Source organism: Phaeobacter sp. HF9A, assembly GCF_011806385.1.
Classification (GTDB): Bacteria; Pseudomonadota; Alphaproteobacteria; order Rhodobacterales; family Rhodobacteraceae; genus Epibacterium.
Genome location: NZ_JAATOX010000036.1, coordinates 19,916 through 32,811, shown reverse-complemented (window position 1 = coordinate 32,811; position 12,896 = coordinate 19,916). Strand labels below are relative to the sequence as shown.

At 57.6% G+C, this 12,896-nt stretch carries 15 protein-coding genes; 10 read left to right on the top strand and 5 right to left on the bottom strand.

The features are described 5' to 3' along the window. Positions 1-315 precede the first annotated feature (315 nt). From HCZ87_RS08855 to HCZ87_RS08845, 3 genes are read right to left on the bottom strand one after another with little or no spacing between them, the layout of a single operon-like run. Positions 316-2,466, bottom strand: coding sequence for a topoisomerase DNA-binding C4 zinc finger domain-containing protein (locus tag HCZ87_RS08855; RefSeq protein WP_167643394.1), 2,151 nt, complete (start codon positions 2,464-2,466; stop codon positions 316-318). A 2-nt stretch (positions 2,467-2,468) separates the two neighbouring features. Beyond that, complete coding sequence (locus HCZ87_RS08850; protein WP_167643393.1) at positions 2,469-3,215, bottom strand: PP2C family serine/threonine-protein phosphatase; 747 nt, start codon at positions 3,213-3,215, stop codon at positions 2,469-2,471. 4 nt (positions 3,216-3,219) lie between these two features. Continuing rightward, positions 3,220-3,897, bottom strand: a complete 678-nt coding sequence (locus HCZ87_RS08845) for a VWA domain-containing protein (protein WP_167643392.1) — start codon at positions 3,895-3,897, stop codon at positions 3,220-3,222. Between the two features lie 707 nt (positions 3,898-4,604). Here HCZ87_RS08845 and HCZ87_RS08840 point away from each other — a divergent pair. The 4 genes from HCZ87_RS08840 to HCZ87_RS08825 all read left to right on the top strand — a co-directional run bounded on the left by HCZ87_RS08840 (position 4,605) and on the right by HCZ87_RS08825 (position 7,531). Next, the gene (locus HCZ87_RS08840; protein WP_167643391.1) at positions 4,605-4,838 is read left to right on the top strand and encodes a hypothetical protein; all 234 of its coding nucleotides are present in this window, start codon (positions 4,605-4,607) and stop codon (positions 4,836-4,838) included. Continuing rightward, on the top strand, positions 4,838-5,068 hold the full coding sequence (locus HCZ87_RS08835; RefSeq protein WP_167643390.1) for a hypothetical protein: 231 nt from the start codon (positions 4,838-4,840) through the stop codon (positions 5,066-5,068). Before HCZ87_RS08840 ends, HCZ87_RS08835 begins: the two co-directional genes overlap by 1 nt. 407 nt (positions 5,069-5,475) lie before the next feature. Beyond that, positions 5,476-5,796 carry an HNH endonuclease gene (locus HCZ87_RS08830; RefSeq protein WP_167643389.1) on the top strand — a complete coding sequence of 107 codons (321 nt, stop codon included), beginning with the start codon at positions 5,476-5,478 and terminating at the stop codon, positions 5,794-5,796. 67 nt (positions 5,797-5,863) lie between these two features. Beyond that, the gene (locus HCZ87_RS08825) at positions 5,864-7,531 is read left to right on the top strand and encodes a terminase large subunit (RefSeq protein ID WP_167643388.1); all 1,668 of its coding nucleotides are present in this window, start codon (positions 5,864-5,866) and stop codon (positions 7,529-7,531) included. 186 nt (positions 7,532-7,717) lie between these two features. Here the strand turns inward: HCZ87_RS08825 and HCZ87_RS21300 are convergent, their stop codons facing one another. Both HCZ87_RS21300 and HCZ87_RS08815 read right to left on the bottom strand, forming a co-directional pair. Then, positions 7,718-8,122, bottom strand: a complete 405-nt coding sequence (locus HCZ87_RS21300; protein ID WP_167643387.1) for a type II toxin-antitoxin system PemK/MazF family toxin — start codon at positions 8,120-8,122, stop codon at positions 7,718-7,720. Further along, positions 8,122-8,352, bottom strand: a complete 231-nt coding sequence (locus HCZ87_RS08815; RefSeq protein WP_167643386.1) for a DNA-binding transcriptional regulator — start codon at positions 8,350-8,352, stop codon at positions 8,122-8,124. Before HCZ87_RS08815 ends, HCZ87_RS21300 begins: the two co-directional genes overlap by 1 nt. 81 nt (positions 8,353-8,433) lie before the next feature. On the opposite strand from HCZ87_RS08815, the gene HCZ87_RS08810 reads away from it, so the two are divergent. From HCZ87_RS08810 to HCZ87_RS08785, 6 genes are all read left to right on the top strand, one after another. Then, a complete protein-coding gene (locus tag HCZ87_RS08810) occupies positions 8,434-8,817 on the top strand; it encodes a hypothetical protein (protein ID WP_167643385.1) in 384 nt (127 codons plus the stop codon). Between the two features lie 104 nt (positions 8,818-8,921). Continuing rightward, entirely contained in the window at positions 8,922-9,455 is a 534-nt protein-coding gene (locus tag HCZ87_RS08805; protein ID WP_167643384.1) for a hypothetical protein, read from the top strand. A gap of 76 nt (positions 9,456-9,531) precedes the next feature. Beyond that, a complete protein-coding gene (locus tag HCZ87_RS08800; protein WP_167643383.1) occupies positions 9,532-10,770 on the top strand; it encodes a phage major capsid protein in 1,239 nt (412 codons plus the stop codon). Beyond that, on the top strand, positions 10,770-11,051 hold the full coding sequence (locus tag HCZ87_RS08795) for a head-tail connector protein (protein WP_167643382.1): 282 nt from the start codon (positions 10,770-10,772) through the stop codon (positions 11,049-11,051). The genes HCZ87_RS08800 and HCZ87_RS08795 overlap by 1 nt, the downstream gene beginning before the upstream one ends. Further along, complete coding sequence (locus HCZ87_RS08790) at positions 11,048-11,578, top strand: HK97 family phage prohead protease (RefSeq protein ID WP_368484101.1); 531 nt, start codon at positions 11,048-11,050, stop codon at positions 11,576-11,578. Before HCZ87_RS08795 ends, HCZ87_RS08790 begins: the two co-directional genes overlap by 4 nt. Then, positions 11,575-12,792 carry a phage portal protein gene (locus HCZ87_RS08785; protein WP_167643381.1) on the top strand — a complete coding sequence of 406 codons (1,218 nt, stop codon included), beginning with the start codon at positions 11,575-11,577 and terminating at the stop codon, positions 12,790-12,792. Before HCZ87_RS08790 ends, HCZ87_RS08785 begins: the two co-directional genes overlap by 4 nt. Positions 12,793-12,896: the final 104 nt, after the last annotated feature.

The following is a 12,896-nucleotide window of genomic DNA, read 5'->3' as shown; positions in this document are numbered from 1 at the left end:
TCTTCATCGGAATCTCCTCGTTCATCCTGCCGAGAAAATTCTACTTCCGCATCCCCTTAAGATCGGGGGGGATTACCGCCCAACCGGCCCTTCGACAAAATGCTTCTATGCTGTGTCTGCAACTCGGATTGCCGACATTCGCCATGGGCGAAAGACGAAAGGTAAGCGAACTCTTTCGGAGTTTTGCTATTAGGTCGAATAACACCGGGTGTCCCCTCGCAAATAGCTAGCGAGCCCTCATCAACGGCTCATTTTGCTTCGCGCTGCCCGCAACCGCCGACATGGGGAAGCCGTGAGCATTCAGAAACCGATCATTTAGTTTCGAGTTCCGCGGCATTTTGGATATCTTGAACAACCCCAGAATTGACCATACCGCCCTGAACGCCGCCGCATCGCTGACCCACACTTTGGGCACCTTGGAGTGCCAGCCGCACTCGTCCTTCGCGGTGGAGGTGGCGTCGAGAGGCTTGGAGCTCTGGGCGATTGTGGTGACGGTTGCGGTGGCGGCGCTACCGTCAAGGCAACGGTAGAGGCCGGAATCGATGCACCCAATTCCTTCAAGTCCCTTTCGGCTTCTGCACGCGTCGCGAGGGCATCTGAAAGCGCTCGGTCGTTCTTCGCGCGGGCAGGCAATGAGTCGAGTTTCGCACGCGCGTTTCGCAAGGTGCCCAACCCATTACGGATCGTGGATTCCAGTTTGGCTTTCTCAGCCGCAAAGCGTCCACGCAATGCCCTTTCATCGGCAACGTCCTGAGAGTTGGGAGTTCTATCATATTTGAACCGGGACTCGTGCCGACGCCGCCAAGCTACCAGCTTTCCGGTCATCACTTCGCCAAAGCCGGGGACCTGCATCACGGCAGAACGGTTCACATCGGCTGCAGTTTCGATGCCGAAAGAAATCAACGTTGCGGTCTTTGCCGGTCCTATCCCCGAAATGTTTGCGCGGCGTACTGAGAAGCGATCAAGATAAGCCTGTCGCTGACGCGACTCCCGGTTAGATTTGAGTATCATCACCTCGCGGGCAAGCGCATCGTCATGGCCCTTGTAGGCTGCAATAGTTGCATCCAGATCGCCGCGAACTTTTACAACCTCTGTCAGACCGTTTCTTTGCACAAACCCATTCAACTCGCGCTGTACTCGTTCATCTGCATCTTTGAAGGCCTGAACAAATGGGCTGGGCGATACCTCGCGGTCACCAACGAAAGACCAACCCCAGAATGCCAAGCCAATCCAGATGAACCACGCCGGAGCAGCGTAGATGAAGCCTGCGACGGCACCACCCATCATGAGCAAGCCCAAAAGGGCGCGCCCACGCTTACCGCTGTTGGCTTGTCTCAGCAGCGAACTGGCACCGCGAACCGTGACCGTTGGAAGCAAGTCACCAACTGCCGGAAAGCGGAACGCCAAAATCTCGCGAATGGCTTGTTCTGTGCCCTGCGCATCGGTCGGGATATTGGGGGTAACCGCCGACAGGTCCGGGAACATATCCAGGCCGCTCTTAGCCGACAGCTCGCACCAGACGCAGCCCTTGGCCGCACTTGGGTAGTAGTGCGTCTTGACCTTCGCACAATGGCTAAGCGAGTTTTCCAGCTTCGACAAAGCATGTATCCAATCAAGTGCGCTTGGACGCGTGCCCAGCGTTAGTCCGAAAGCCGCTTCAAACGTCTTGGACATAATGTCTGGAAACTGGTCTAGTTTCAGTGCACCGGGTGGTGGCTTGGATTGCGTTTGTTCCCTTCGTTGCAAGGAATATGCGAACCGGTTTTGTGCAATATCTTCACCCATTAAGGTTTCCGGGCCTTTTCGAATTCCGGCGTATGGGTGCTTGCCCATGAAGAGCAAATGGAAGATTGCGACGGCTAAGCCAAAATTATCATGAGCAATCGTGCGTTCTACTGTCGCGAGGTTTTTGCCGTGAAGCTCAGGCGGCGTGAAATCTGGCACCCCTACAACGCAAGGGTAGGACGTGCCGTTAAGGCGGAACTGAAAGCTGTCTGCATCAATCAAAGCAACGGTTGCGTCTGGCGCGACAAGGATACCCGAATGGTTCAAATCACCGATAACACATCCCGTCTGGTGGACCTTCCCAACGGCACGCGCGACATTCAGAGCGGCATGGATCAAAAAACGGTAGTCTGCCTTGGGAAAATGGCGCATCCGCGACTTGGGGCTGTAAAGCTCATGCAGAGGGCGATAGCCCGACACAAGCCGCATGACGAACCCAAGGAAGTTACCATCTCGGTCAGTTACTACTTCACCGGGATAGGCAATAAGTTCAGTCTTGACGGCAAGACCTTCGCCTACCATCGCGCGCACTTTGTCTTCCCGTTTTGAACGCAAGTTGGCGTTGTAGATTTTTACAGCCTGCCCAGAGCGCCCCTTGATTGCATAGACTTCACCTTCGCCACCCTTGCCAATCAGCTCCGCAACGGAAACTAGGTCCTTACCGATGACGATATCCTGCACGTTCAGCCCCCAGAAATAAGGATGAGCGTCTTGTCATCATCCGTTCTTTCACAAATCGCAGGACTGGCAAGATATCTGCGCAGCTTAGCTGACAACTCAGGCAACCGCCCAACGCTTTGCGCGTTGTCCACGGGGCGTAGCATTGGCGTGAAGAACTGAGGGGATGCAGTCTGTTTAGAATGGGATAACGCCAGATCGCCAACACCATCTGAGAACAAGGCGAATGCGTCATGCTCGCGCGTGTAGCGCGCGATGTTGAAGCGAGGTTCTGGATCATCGGTCACAAAGAATGTTGTTGAGGCGTATTCGCCATTTTCGGGCCAGCAAAGAACGTCCCATTCTTCATTACGGCGACCGACAACTGCGCTATCTCCTATGTGCAAAGTAAGCGTTTCGTCGGGTGTCGAAACGACTGCCGCCAGTGTAGCCGCAAATTGGCGGGAAGTGGTTTTGCGTCGGTCAGCAGTAGCCGCAATGCGGTCTCGAATTTCATCAATCCATTCGACTATAATTTCATCATTCGGCAAATCCGGATTTTCGCGCAACCAATCTCGGAAACGAACAGTTAGTGACCGGCATACAAGCCATGCCCCAAAAGAACTGAATTCAGCACTTCCCGCACCATCAGAAACGATAGCGAAAATGCAATCATCTCTGACCATCGAAACGGCGTAGGCATCTTGAAGCCGTACACCATTCCGAATGTGAGATGTGCCAATCTCGGACGCAGCCGCCCACCGCCACGCCATAATACTATTCCGCTACAGCCCAGCCATCGGGAGCGGTGGGGTTAGTAAGCGGAACGGTATCGCCGGGGTTTGATTGGGAAACGGCGCTAAGCGAACTGGATAGCCATTGAAACAGTTCCTTGAAGGCCAGCCCTTTTAGCTTAAGGGGCTGGCGAGTAGCAATCTGCCCAAGTACGCCCATGTCCGCCTGTTCCACCCCCACGGCGTAGAACATAAACTCTTTGCGCTCTTCACCTTCGTGAACGCTGCGTTTTGCTTCGTTCCAGCTATCTGTTGGCGCGCCGTCGGTAATCAGAAAGACCCAAGGGCGGAAGATCTTGAGGCCATTCGAACGAATGTGGTCTTTTCTTGCGCGAAGCATTTCCAAGCCGGACAGAATTGCCTCACCCATTGGGGTAGCTCCGCCAACTTCCAAAGTCTCGGGATAGAAGTTATCGACTGTCGCGAACTCATTGCGGGTCTCTACTGGTCCGAAAGTCACCATCGCCAATTCGACACGCTTTGCAGCCAATGAGTCCGACAATAGTTCTTCGCGAAGCGTTGCCAAGCCTTCGTTCAATTCTGAAATTGGAGCGCCGCTCATTGAATAGGAAGTGTCCAACAATAAAAGCACGGGGCACCTTGGTTCAGGGTTCTCCTGTAACACAGCGTCTACAAATGGCTCTTGTTCGAATTCGTCCATACTGTCACCTCAAATGATATTCGTAGCGTCGGCACGCTAGGGCTGAGCGCACTACACAAGATGCAGGCTAAAAGGTCCATAGGGCTTCCAACAGTTCAGTCGGTGTATTGTCTTTCTCGGTCAGGTTGGGAAGGTCCGCTTGGCCGCTATGCCGATAATTTGTCATTTGCAGCGAACAACTGCGTCCCGCGCAGGGCCAGAAGGTAGGGCCATCTGATGCAGGCGCAGAACGAATGTCTCATTTGGGCTGGCTGCAGTCATGAACCTATGGCTCTAATCAACTGGTGGCCAATTTGCAAACGAACACGCCTCGACTGAATGATGGCGTTTGAATATGACGTTGGGCGCCTTAGTGCTGTCGCTTGATGATCGGCGGGAAACGACGAGCCCTGCACGGCCTCCACGCACTCAAGAACCTGACAAGCCCATGATAAAGCCGCCTAATTCACCTGCTGCTCAAAACGCGAAATACCACAGGGCACCACACTTTTTCATGCAAGGTGGTAGCTAGGTGGTTGCTGGAAGCAAAAAATGGGAAGCTGCGATTTCGCTAACCCATTGAAAAGAGTGGTGAGCCGTGCAGGACGCTATCCAGTCTTTCCGGTCAAGATGTTAGCCTGACGAACCGGGAAAATCAGCCCACTGAAAACAAACAAGAATTCTCGCGTCTGGCGAACGCAAACAAGCCTCGCGTCGCTGGCTCCGCAATGTCCCGTTTTGCCAAAGACGGGCACAAACGAGTAGCGCGCTGCCTTGGCTATGCGCTGACGCTCGCAACGCCCAAGGCATGGGTGGATCTATCGGTCATTCTCACCGTGCGCCTGACCAAAGCAGAGCGCGCCGGTTTGGCTTATGCCGCCCTGATCAGCATGGATGCAGACGACGCGCATGACGTCGCCTCTCTGGCCCTGTTCGGCAGGAGCCGGGATGGGGCGCAGTGATGCAGCGCACCCTCGAACACCTCCTTTTCTACATGCCCCGGCTGTCCCGCACCGCCGGGAGCGCATGGGAACGCCAGTTTGCCGCCAATATGGCCCGCCGCGCCCGGTGGAAGAACTGGAACCCGACACAGAAGCAGTTGGACGCCATGCAAGGCATGGTGGCCAGCCTCTTCGATGAAGACGCCCAAGATGTAATCGAGATCGAGAAAGAAGGCTCCAGCGCCGCCTGATTGGCGCTGTCGATGCGTGGACGGTTCAGACGGTGGCACGCACCGAAACACTTGGCACACCACGGGGTGGGGACACAGGCCAAAGCGCAGCCCGAAAGGTCGAAGCGCGTCCCCCGGCGTCAATCCAAGCGCCGCAAGTAGCGACTGAGCCTCCGGCATGGATCGTCGGGACTGGAGGCGCCTGAAAGCGATGGGTCGGCTCCGTTGAGCAGGATCTTCACGCTGAAGGCTAGGGACCAGCTCGGCCAGCTTGGCCGGGGCTGGTCGCCCTATGCCTTCTGCTCCGGGTCTCACCATTGAGCAGTAGGGACTTGGTGCAACGTTAGAGAATATAGAGAGAGCAGCAATGAACGATAACTGGAAAAAACTGAGCGACATCATCAAGGCAATGCGGGACGGGCAGAGCGATGAATAAATGGCCCTACTGCACCAGCACATGGAAGCGGCTGCGCCTTGTGAAGCTGGATGAAAGCCCGCTGTGCTTTGCCTGCCAGCAACGTGGCCAAGTGGTCGAAGCCACAACCGTCGATCACATCAAGCCCATCAGCCAAGGCGGTGATCCATTCCCCGAACTGTCCGGCCTCATGTCTCTGTGCGAACGCTGCCACAACGAGAAAACCTCCGGCTTTGATCGCACCAAAGGCAACGCAACCGGACGCCGCTTCAAAGGATGTGACGCGAACGGCAACCCGATAGATCCTGCCGACGGGTGGTGGGGGCGCTCCTGATCACGAGAAACAAACACCCCCGCAACCGAGGGGGAAGTCAGATAAATACTTAATTAGGTTTGATAAAATGGGACAACGAGGCAAAGGCGCAAAACCAAAACTGGCGGTAATCGCGGACAATCCACAGGGCAGCTTTGGCTTTGCCGCAAGCGAGGTCTCCCCGCTCCGCACCGTTCTGCCGTGGGAACAACCCGGTTTGAGCCGCGTCGAGCGTGTTGTGGCCTTTCTGGAGGATCTGCCGATCACGCAGGGCAGCCTCGCCGGAACCAAGCTCCAGGTGCGTGATTGGCAGCGCGAGTTCCTCGAAGCGATCTATGCCGAGGATGCAGACGGTCTGCGCCCGGTACGCACCGCTGTTCTGTCCATGGCGCGCAAGAACGGCAAAACCCAGCTGGTGGCCGGTCTGGGGCTGTGCCACCTTCTGGGGCCAGAGGCCGAAAGCCGGGGCGAGGTCTACGCCGCAGCGAACGACAAGGCGCAGGCGGGCAAGACCTTCGCGGAAATGGTTGCCATCCTAGATGAACACCCGGAACTGGACGCCCGCGCCAACGTCATCAAGTTCAGCAAGCGGATCGAGGTTCTGACCGGCCAGGGCAAAGGCTCGATCTTCCAAGCCCTCTCTGCCGACGCCAGCACCAAACAGGGCCTCTCCCCCAGCTTCACCATCTACGACGAACTCGGCACCGCCCCCAAGCGCGACCTCTATGAGGCGCTGGACACCGCCATGGGCGCGCGGGCAAACCCGCTCTTGTGCGTCATCAGCACCCAAGCTGCCGATGACCACGCGGTCATGTCTGAGCTGGTGGACTATGGCCACAAGGTCAATTCGGGCGAGGTCGATGATCCCAGCTTTCATATGACGTTCTACGGGGCCGAGGCGGATGATGACCCGTGGATCGAGGAAACATGGCACAAGGCCAACCCCGCCCTTGGTGACTTCCGCTCTCTGGAGGATGTGAGGCGGCAGGCAGGCCAAGCGCAGCGGATGCCCTCAAAGGAGCAAGCGTTTCGCAACCTGATCCTGAACCAGCGGGTGGACGCTCACGTGCGGTTCCTCGCCAAAGCGGAATGGGACGCCAACGCGGGGGCGGTGGACTTCAAGGCGCTGGATGGGCGGCAATGTTGGGGCGGGCTGGATCTGTCGCAATCCCGCGACCTGACCGCCTTTGTCCTGGTCTTTCCCGATGAGGCCGGCGGCTTTGATCTGCTGCCCCGGTTCTTCCTGCCAGAGCAGGGCATTCGCGAAAAGTCAGAGCAGGACCGGGTGCCCTATGACCTCTGGGCGCGTCAGGGCTTTTTGACCCTCATTCCCGGCCCGGTGGTCGATCCTTCCTTTGTGGCCGAGGCGATTGCCGATGCCTGCCTGACCTATGATGTGCAGATGATCGCATATGACCGCTGGCGCATCGAAGATCTGAAACGTGAGCTTGGCAAGATGGGGGCGGAACCGCCGCTGGAACCCTTCGGGCAGGGTTTCCGCGATATGGCCCCTGCGGTTGACCGGTTGGAGCGTGCGGTGGCCGAGGCGCGCCTGCGCCACGCGGCCAATCCGGTGCTGACCTATTGCGCGGCCAATGCGGTGGTGGAGATGGACCCAGCAGGCAACAGGAAGCTGGACAAGGGCAAATCAAGCGGGCGCATTGATGGGATCGTGGCGCTGGCTATGGCCTTGGCGGTTGTGGATCGCGAAGGCGAGGAGGACTTGCCTCTGTGTCTGGCGGAACTTCTTGCTTAAAAAACGAAGCCCCGCTGGGCTTGTTATCGCCATAGCGGGGCTGCCACGTTGGTGGTCTTGAGGCTCAATGCTTTGCAGCACGAGCGGACAAGGGGAATATAGCGGTTGACTCCTTAAAGGTCAATGAATAGCGAATCACTTTGGAAATTATTTTTTCCAGTTCTGAAGCGATTTCGGAAACTGGGTTTACAGTCCCAAAGCAGCAGTGATGCACGCTTTAACACGATCAAAATCGTCTTCCGAGATGCGGGGCGTTAGATACTTACGCTTGCCAGTTTGGTCTCGCCGGGTGCGAAACAAGTCTAATCTCTCAAAGCTTACGGTCGCTATCATGTCAGCCTTGATCCAACATTCCGTTGTTGTGAAGTTTGGAAGAGGGGAGGCAAGGGTAATCTTGCAGTGATAATCCGCGACCCGTTCAGGCTCGGTTGTACTCAATGGTACTACCGTAATCAGGCCACTTCTGTGACGCAGGCGCGGCGAAATGGCTATCACTGGCCTACGCTTGACCATCTCTGGTGCGCGGAACCCACCCTTACTATAGTCGCACAGCAAAATGGTCCTAGGCGATACATCGTATTTAATCGCCATCAAACACTCTTCTTCAACCTAACACCTGCTCCGGCACCATTTTCTGGAATAAACTCGACCCCGGCGCCCTCAAGTGCTTCCATCATTCTTATTTGAGCGGTGGATGAAACCACGCGCCGCTCCTTCTCAAAATCCACAATCGTAGATAAACCAAAACCTGCTGCCTTGGCTAGTTGTGGTTGTGTCATACCGATTAGGGCACGTGCTGCCCGGCATTGCGCTGGTGTCATATCAACATTTTATGTTGACGCATGTTGCGCCAATCCTCTATCAACATAAAATAGTGATACCCCAATTCGGAGAACCGAACAATGCCCAAAGAACGCGTTTGCGCGAACAGTGAAACTGTGTCCGCCGCCATAGACCCCGTTGTCCCCCTGTACCGGGACTGGTGCCGCGCCCGCCAAGACTGGCTCGCGGTCTCAGAGGAACCCGGCAATGAAGATTGGGACAGCGCCGAGAGTAAAGATGCTGAAACGAGAGAGGAAGCCGCCTTCTGGGAATTGATCCAGCTCACACCCTGCTCAACACCGGGGATCGCCGCCTTTGCCCATGTGCTATGGACCTTGGCAGGCCCCAGTTCGGCAGAAGACAATCCAGCGTTTGAAAAGGAATGCGCCATGCCCGATGCCATGCTCATTGCCGGGATCTGGCGTGCAGCTGGTGGCGAGCAAATGGGAAGCCTATCAGGCTAACCTCAAGCAACTAAAAATGGTCACGCGACCCTTATACTTGACGACGGGCATATAAGGTCTTATGAACCTTTATAAGGGCACTTGACCATTTAAAGGAAACCGACATGGACCTGTCAGCGAAATATACCCTCTCTTATGTAAGTGAATTCACGGACATTCCCGCAGCGACACTGCAAAACTGGCTGAAACGCAATGTTGTGGTTGGGCACAGGTCCGACGCTGGGGGGGGATCTCAGGGCAAACACCGCCTTTTCACGTTCTTCTCAATCATGCAGTTCGCCATCATGAAAGCACTTCTGGATGCTGGGATGGGGAGCGCGAGCGAGGCAGCGAAACGTGCTATTGAGTTTGCGCACTTCAGTGAAGGCGAAGGGGTGGATGGTCTGCCAGAGCGCAACCCCTCATTTCCTTTTCACCATAGCCACGGAGATACGCTCTTTGCCGTCGGTCCCGAAGACACTGCAGTCGAACTGTGGACGTATGATGGGAACCGCGACACATACGGCAAACTCCGTTCTCGTGTCGGAAAAGGGTTTGTCGTCATTGATGCATCGGATGTTTTCAACCGGGTTTGCGCACGGATGAACCTGCACCCATTTGAAGTTCTCGATCAGATCTATCCGAACTGCACAAAATAATACCGGCCAGCGCGGCACTAGTTTGGCGACCGGACCGCGCTGACCTTCCACCTCAATTCCAATGGAAGGAACTAAGATGACCTCTCATAACCTGCGTGACCTGCAAGAGTCACGCGGCAATAAGATTGCCGAAATGAACACCATCCACGACAAGGCCGCGAAGGAAAATCGCGACCTGTCGGGCGAAGAGCGCAAGCGCTTCGATGATCTGGACGCCGAGGTGCGCAGCCTCAACAGCCGTTTGACGGATGCGCAGAAGCTCGCGGAGTTTGAGCGGCTCGAAGCCCGCGGCGATACCCTGACCCAAGACGCCGTGGCCCGGCGTTCGCTGGAGGGCTACTCGGTGCGCAAGGCGCTGATGGAATGCCGCTCCGGTCACCTGTCCGGCGTTGAAGCCGAATGGCACCAGGAACTGGCCAAGGATCGCGGCGAGGTGCGGGGCGTGATGGTTCCGACCGAGATCCTGCTGGGCGGCGAGACCCGCGCCCTGACCAGCGCCGGAACCGCTGGCAACCTGATCAAGACCGATCTGGCCGCGATGACCGACCGCCGCCGCGCCGCTCTCAAGGTGGAGGGCATGGGCGCAACGGTGCTGCGCGGTCTGACCGGCAATCTCGAACTGCCCCGCCTTGTCGGCTCCGGCGCCGCTGGCTGGGTGTCGGAACACACCAACAGCAACCGCACTGACGCCAGCTTTGCCAAAACCGACATGGGGCCGAAGACGGTCACGGCGGAATATGAACTGTCCCGGCGGATGCTGCTGCAATCCAATCAGGCGCTGGAGCCGATCCTGCGCGGCGATCTGGCCTACCTGCTGGCGCAGGCATTGGACAGCGCAGGGATCAAGGGCGGCGGTGCAGATGAGCCGACCGGCATTCTGGCAGATGGGGGTGTCACAGCTGTTACACCTGGCGCTTTCAGCTCCGATATCACTGCCGATCTGATCGCCGCGCTGGAGACCGACAATGTGACCGGCACCACCGGCTTCCTCACCAACAAGAAGGTGATGAACACCGCCCGCAAGGTCAAGGACGGTGACGGTCGCACCATTCCGCTGTCCGAATTGTTCCACAATGAGCGCGTGGAAAGCTCGACTCAGGTGCCGGACAACATCGGCGCAACCAATGACAAAAATGCTCTGATCTATGGCGAATGGGCCAGCCTCTACATCGGGTATTGGTCCGGCGTGGACCTGATGATGAATCCCTATCACAGCGATGTGGCCAGCAAGGGCGGTGCGATCCTGCATGCCTTCCTCGATGCGGATGTGGTGGTGCGCCACGCCGAGGGTTTCCGCTACGCGGAGATCGACTGATGATCACTCTTGCGCAACTCAGGGCCCACTGCCGACTGATGCCTGACGAAATCCATTTTGATGGTGAACTTCAGATCGCACTGGACGCAGCAAAAGACCATATCGCGTCGATTGGCGTGGATATGAGCGCAGACCCGTTCCCTCCCGCGTTGGACCAAGCGGTGTTGATGCTGGCAACGCATCTTTGGGACAACAAAGGTGATTTGCCGTTTTCCAAGGCTCCCTATCTGCCGAATGCAATAGATCGCCTGATTGCGCCTTATCGGAGTGTTTCGCTGTGATTGAGAAGCGCTTTCAAACCACAGAACTCAGAGCCAAGGGACGCCGCCTGGAAGGGTATGCGGCCCTTTTCGGCTCTGAGGCGCGTATCGGGAGCGGCGTTGTTGAAACCATCGCCCCCGGTGCGTTCGCCCGCACCCTCACACAGCGGGCGGACATTCTGGCGCTGGTGGATCACGACCCGACCCGCGTTCTGGCCCGCACCCGTTCCGGCTCGCTGCGCCTGTCTGAGGACACGCGCGGGCTGAGTTTTGACATGGATGTGCCGGACACGCAGGCGGGTCGGGATGTGCTGACCCTTGCTGAACGCGGCGATCTGGGCGGCATGTCTTTCGGCTTTGAGGCCATTGATGAGCATGTTGATGGGGCGCGGCGTGAGCTGCGCGCCGTCGATCTGTTCGAAATCAGCGTGGTTTCGGCCTTTCCGGCCTATGAGGGCACCGTCATCAACGCCCGCTCGCTTGTCGGCGGCTTCCCCACGCGGGACGCCGCCGCTCGCCGCCTGCGCATTCTGGAGTTGCTGACATGAGCCTGATTTCCCGCATTCTGGGGCGCGAGAAGCGCGAAACGGTCGCCAGCTCCGACCCGGCTCTTGCCGAGTTTCTGGGTCAGCGCGTGAATGGGGCCGGTTTTGTGGACCCCGCCCGCGCCTCCGGTCTGGCCGTGGCGCAGGCATGTATCTCTGTCATCAGCCAGAACCTCGCCGCCATGCCGATGAACGTCTATGCGCGCAGCGCCAACGGCGGGCGTGAACGGGCGACCAGCCACCCGCTGCATGGCGTTCTGCACGATCAATTCAACCCGCAGATGACCGCATTTGAGGGGCGCGAATTCCTCTTGGTGTCGCTGCTGACCATGGGCAACGCATTCGCCCGGATCGAGACCAATATGCGGGGCCAGGTCATCGCGCTTTACCCGCTGCACCCGTCCACAGTGACCGTGGAAAAGCTCGGTTCCGGCCGTTTGCGGTATCGCGTCAGCGAGGCGCGGGGCACCTCCAAGGCTCTGATCCAAGAGGAAGTGCTGCATCTGAAATACCGCCTGTCCCAAGATGGCGTCATGGGCGTTTCGCCGATCCAGTTGGCGCGGGAGACTTTCTCGCTGGCGCTGACGCAACAGGATCAAGCCGCACGGCAGGCAAGCCGCGCCTTTCGGGCCGAGGGCGCACTGGTGTTCCCGCAGAAGATCAACAGCGACAGCAAGGCTGATGCTCTCCAAAAGATGCGCGATCGCGTGGAAGGTCAGGCGGAAACCTCCGGCATTCTGGTGCTGGATGGTGGCCTTGATTGGAAAAGCCTCAGCATTTCCGCCAAGGACGCCGAGTTTCTGGACAGCCGCAAACTCTCCAATATGGATGTGGCCCGCACGTTCAGCGTCCCGCCGACCGTTGTGGGGATCACCGACAATGCCACCTATTCGAATGTGGACGGCGAAAGCCGCGCGCTTGTGGTGCGTTGCCTCGCCCCCATGGCGCGCCGCGTCGAACAGGTGATGAACGTCGCCCTGCTGACCTCTGAGGGGCGCAAGCGGTACTTTGTGGAGCATGATCTGGCGGGGCTGATGCGCGGCGACATGAAAGCGCGCTATGAGGCGTATCGCATCGGGCGCGAATGGGGCTGGCTCAGCCCAAACGAAATCCGCGCATGGGAAAACCTCAAAGACATCAACGGCGGCGAGGAATACCTGTCGCCCCTCAACATGACCGTGCTGGGCAAGCGGGAGGGCAGCGACGATGGCGAATAGAAAGGCAATCGTCACCCAAGCAGAGCTTACCCGCTGTCTCAAAGCGCACAGGGATGCAGGCATCCCCATTGCAAAGACCGAGACAAAGCCAGACGGCACCATTG

What these genes read in the sequence shown, in the direction of transcription:
- HCZ87_RS08815 (WP_167643386.1), bottom strand. Translation starts at nt 8,352, where the DNA reads ATGACACCAGCGCAATGCCGGGCAGCACGTGCCCTAATCGGTATGACA.
- HCZ87_RS08840 (WP_167643391.1), top strand. Translation starts at nt 4,605, where the DNA reads ATGTCCCGTTTTGCCAAAGACGGGCACAAACGAGTAGCGCGCTGCCTT.
- HCZ87_RS08810 (WP_167643385.1), top strand. Translation starts at nt 8,434, where the DNA reads ATGCCCAAAGAACGCGTTTGCGCGAACAGTGAAACTGTGTCCGCCGCC.
- HCZ87_RS21300 (WP_167643387.1), bottom strand. Translation starts at nt 8,122, where the DNA reads ATGGCGATTAAATACGATGTATCGCCTAGGACCATTTTGCTGTGCGAC.
- HCZ87_RS08795 (WP_167643382.1), top strand. Translation starts at nt 10,770, where the DNA reads ATGATCACTCTTGCGCAACTCAGGGCCCACTGCCGACTGATGCCTGAC.
- HCZ87_RS08825 (WP_167643388.1), top strand. Translation starts at nt 5,864, where the DNA reads ATGGGACAACGAGGCAAAGGCGCAAAACCAAAACTGGCGGTAATCGCG.
- HCZ87_RS08830 (WP_167643389.1), top strand. Translation starts at nt 5,476, where the DNA reads ATGAATAAATGGCCCTACTGCACCAGCACATGGAAGCGGCTGCGCCTT.
- HCZ87_RS08845 (WP_167643392.1), bottom strand. Translation starts at nt 3,897, where the DNA reads ATGGACGAATTCGAACAAGAGCCATTTGTAGACGCTGTGTTACAGGAG.
- HCZ87_RS08800 (WP_167643383.1), top strand. Translation starts at nt 9,532, where the DNA reads ATGACCTCTCATAACCTGCGTGACCTGCAAGAGTCACGCGGCAATAAG.
- HCZ87_RS08785 (WP_167643381.1), top strand. Translation starts at nt 11,575, where the DNA reads ATGAGCCTGATTTCCCGCATTCTGGGGCGCGAGAAGCGCGAAACGGTC.
- HCZ87_RS08835 (WP_167643390.1), top strand. Translation starts at nt 4,838, where the DNA reads ATGCAGCGCACCCTCGAACACCTCCTTTTCTACATGCCCCGGCTGTCC.
- HCZ87_RS08805 (WP_167643384.1), top strand. Translation starts at nt 8,922, where the DNA reads ATGGACCTGTCAGCGAAATATACCCTCTCTTATGTAAGTGAATTCACG.
- HCZ87_RS08850 (WP_167643393.1), bottom strand. Translation starts at nt 3,215, where the DNA reads ATGGCGTGGCGGTGGGCGGCTGCGTCCGAGATTGGCACATCTCACATT.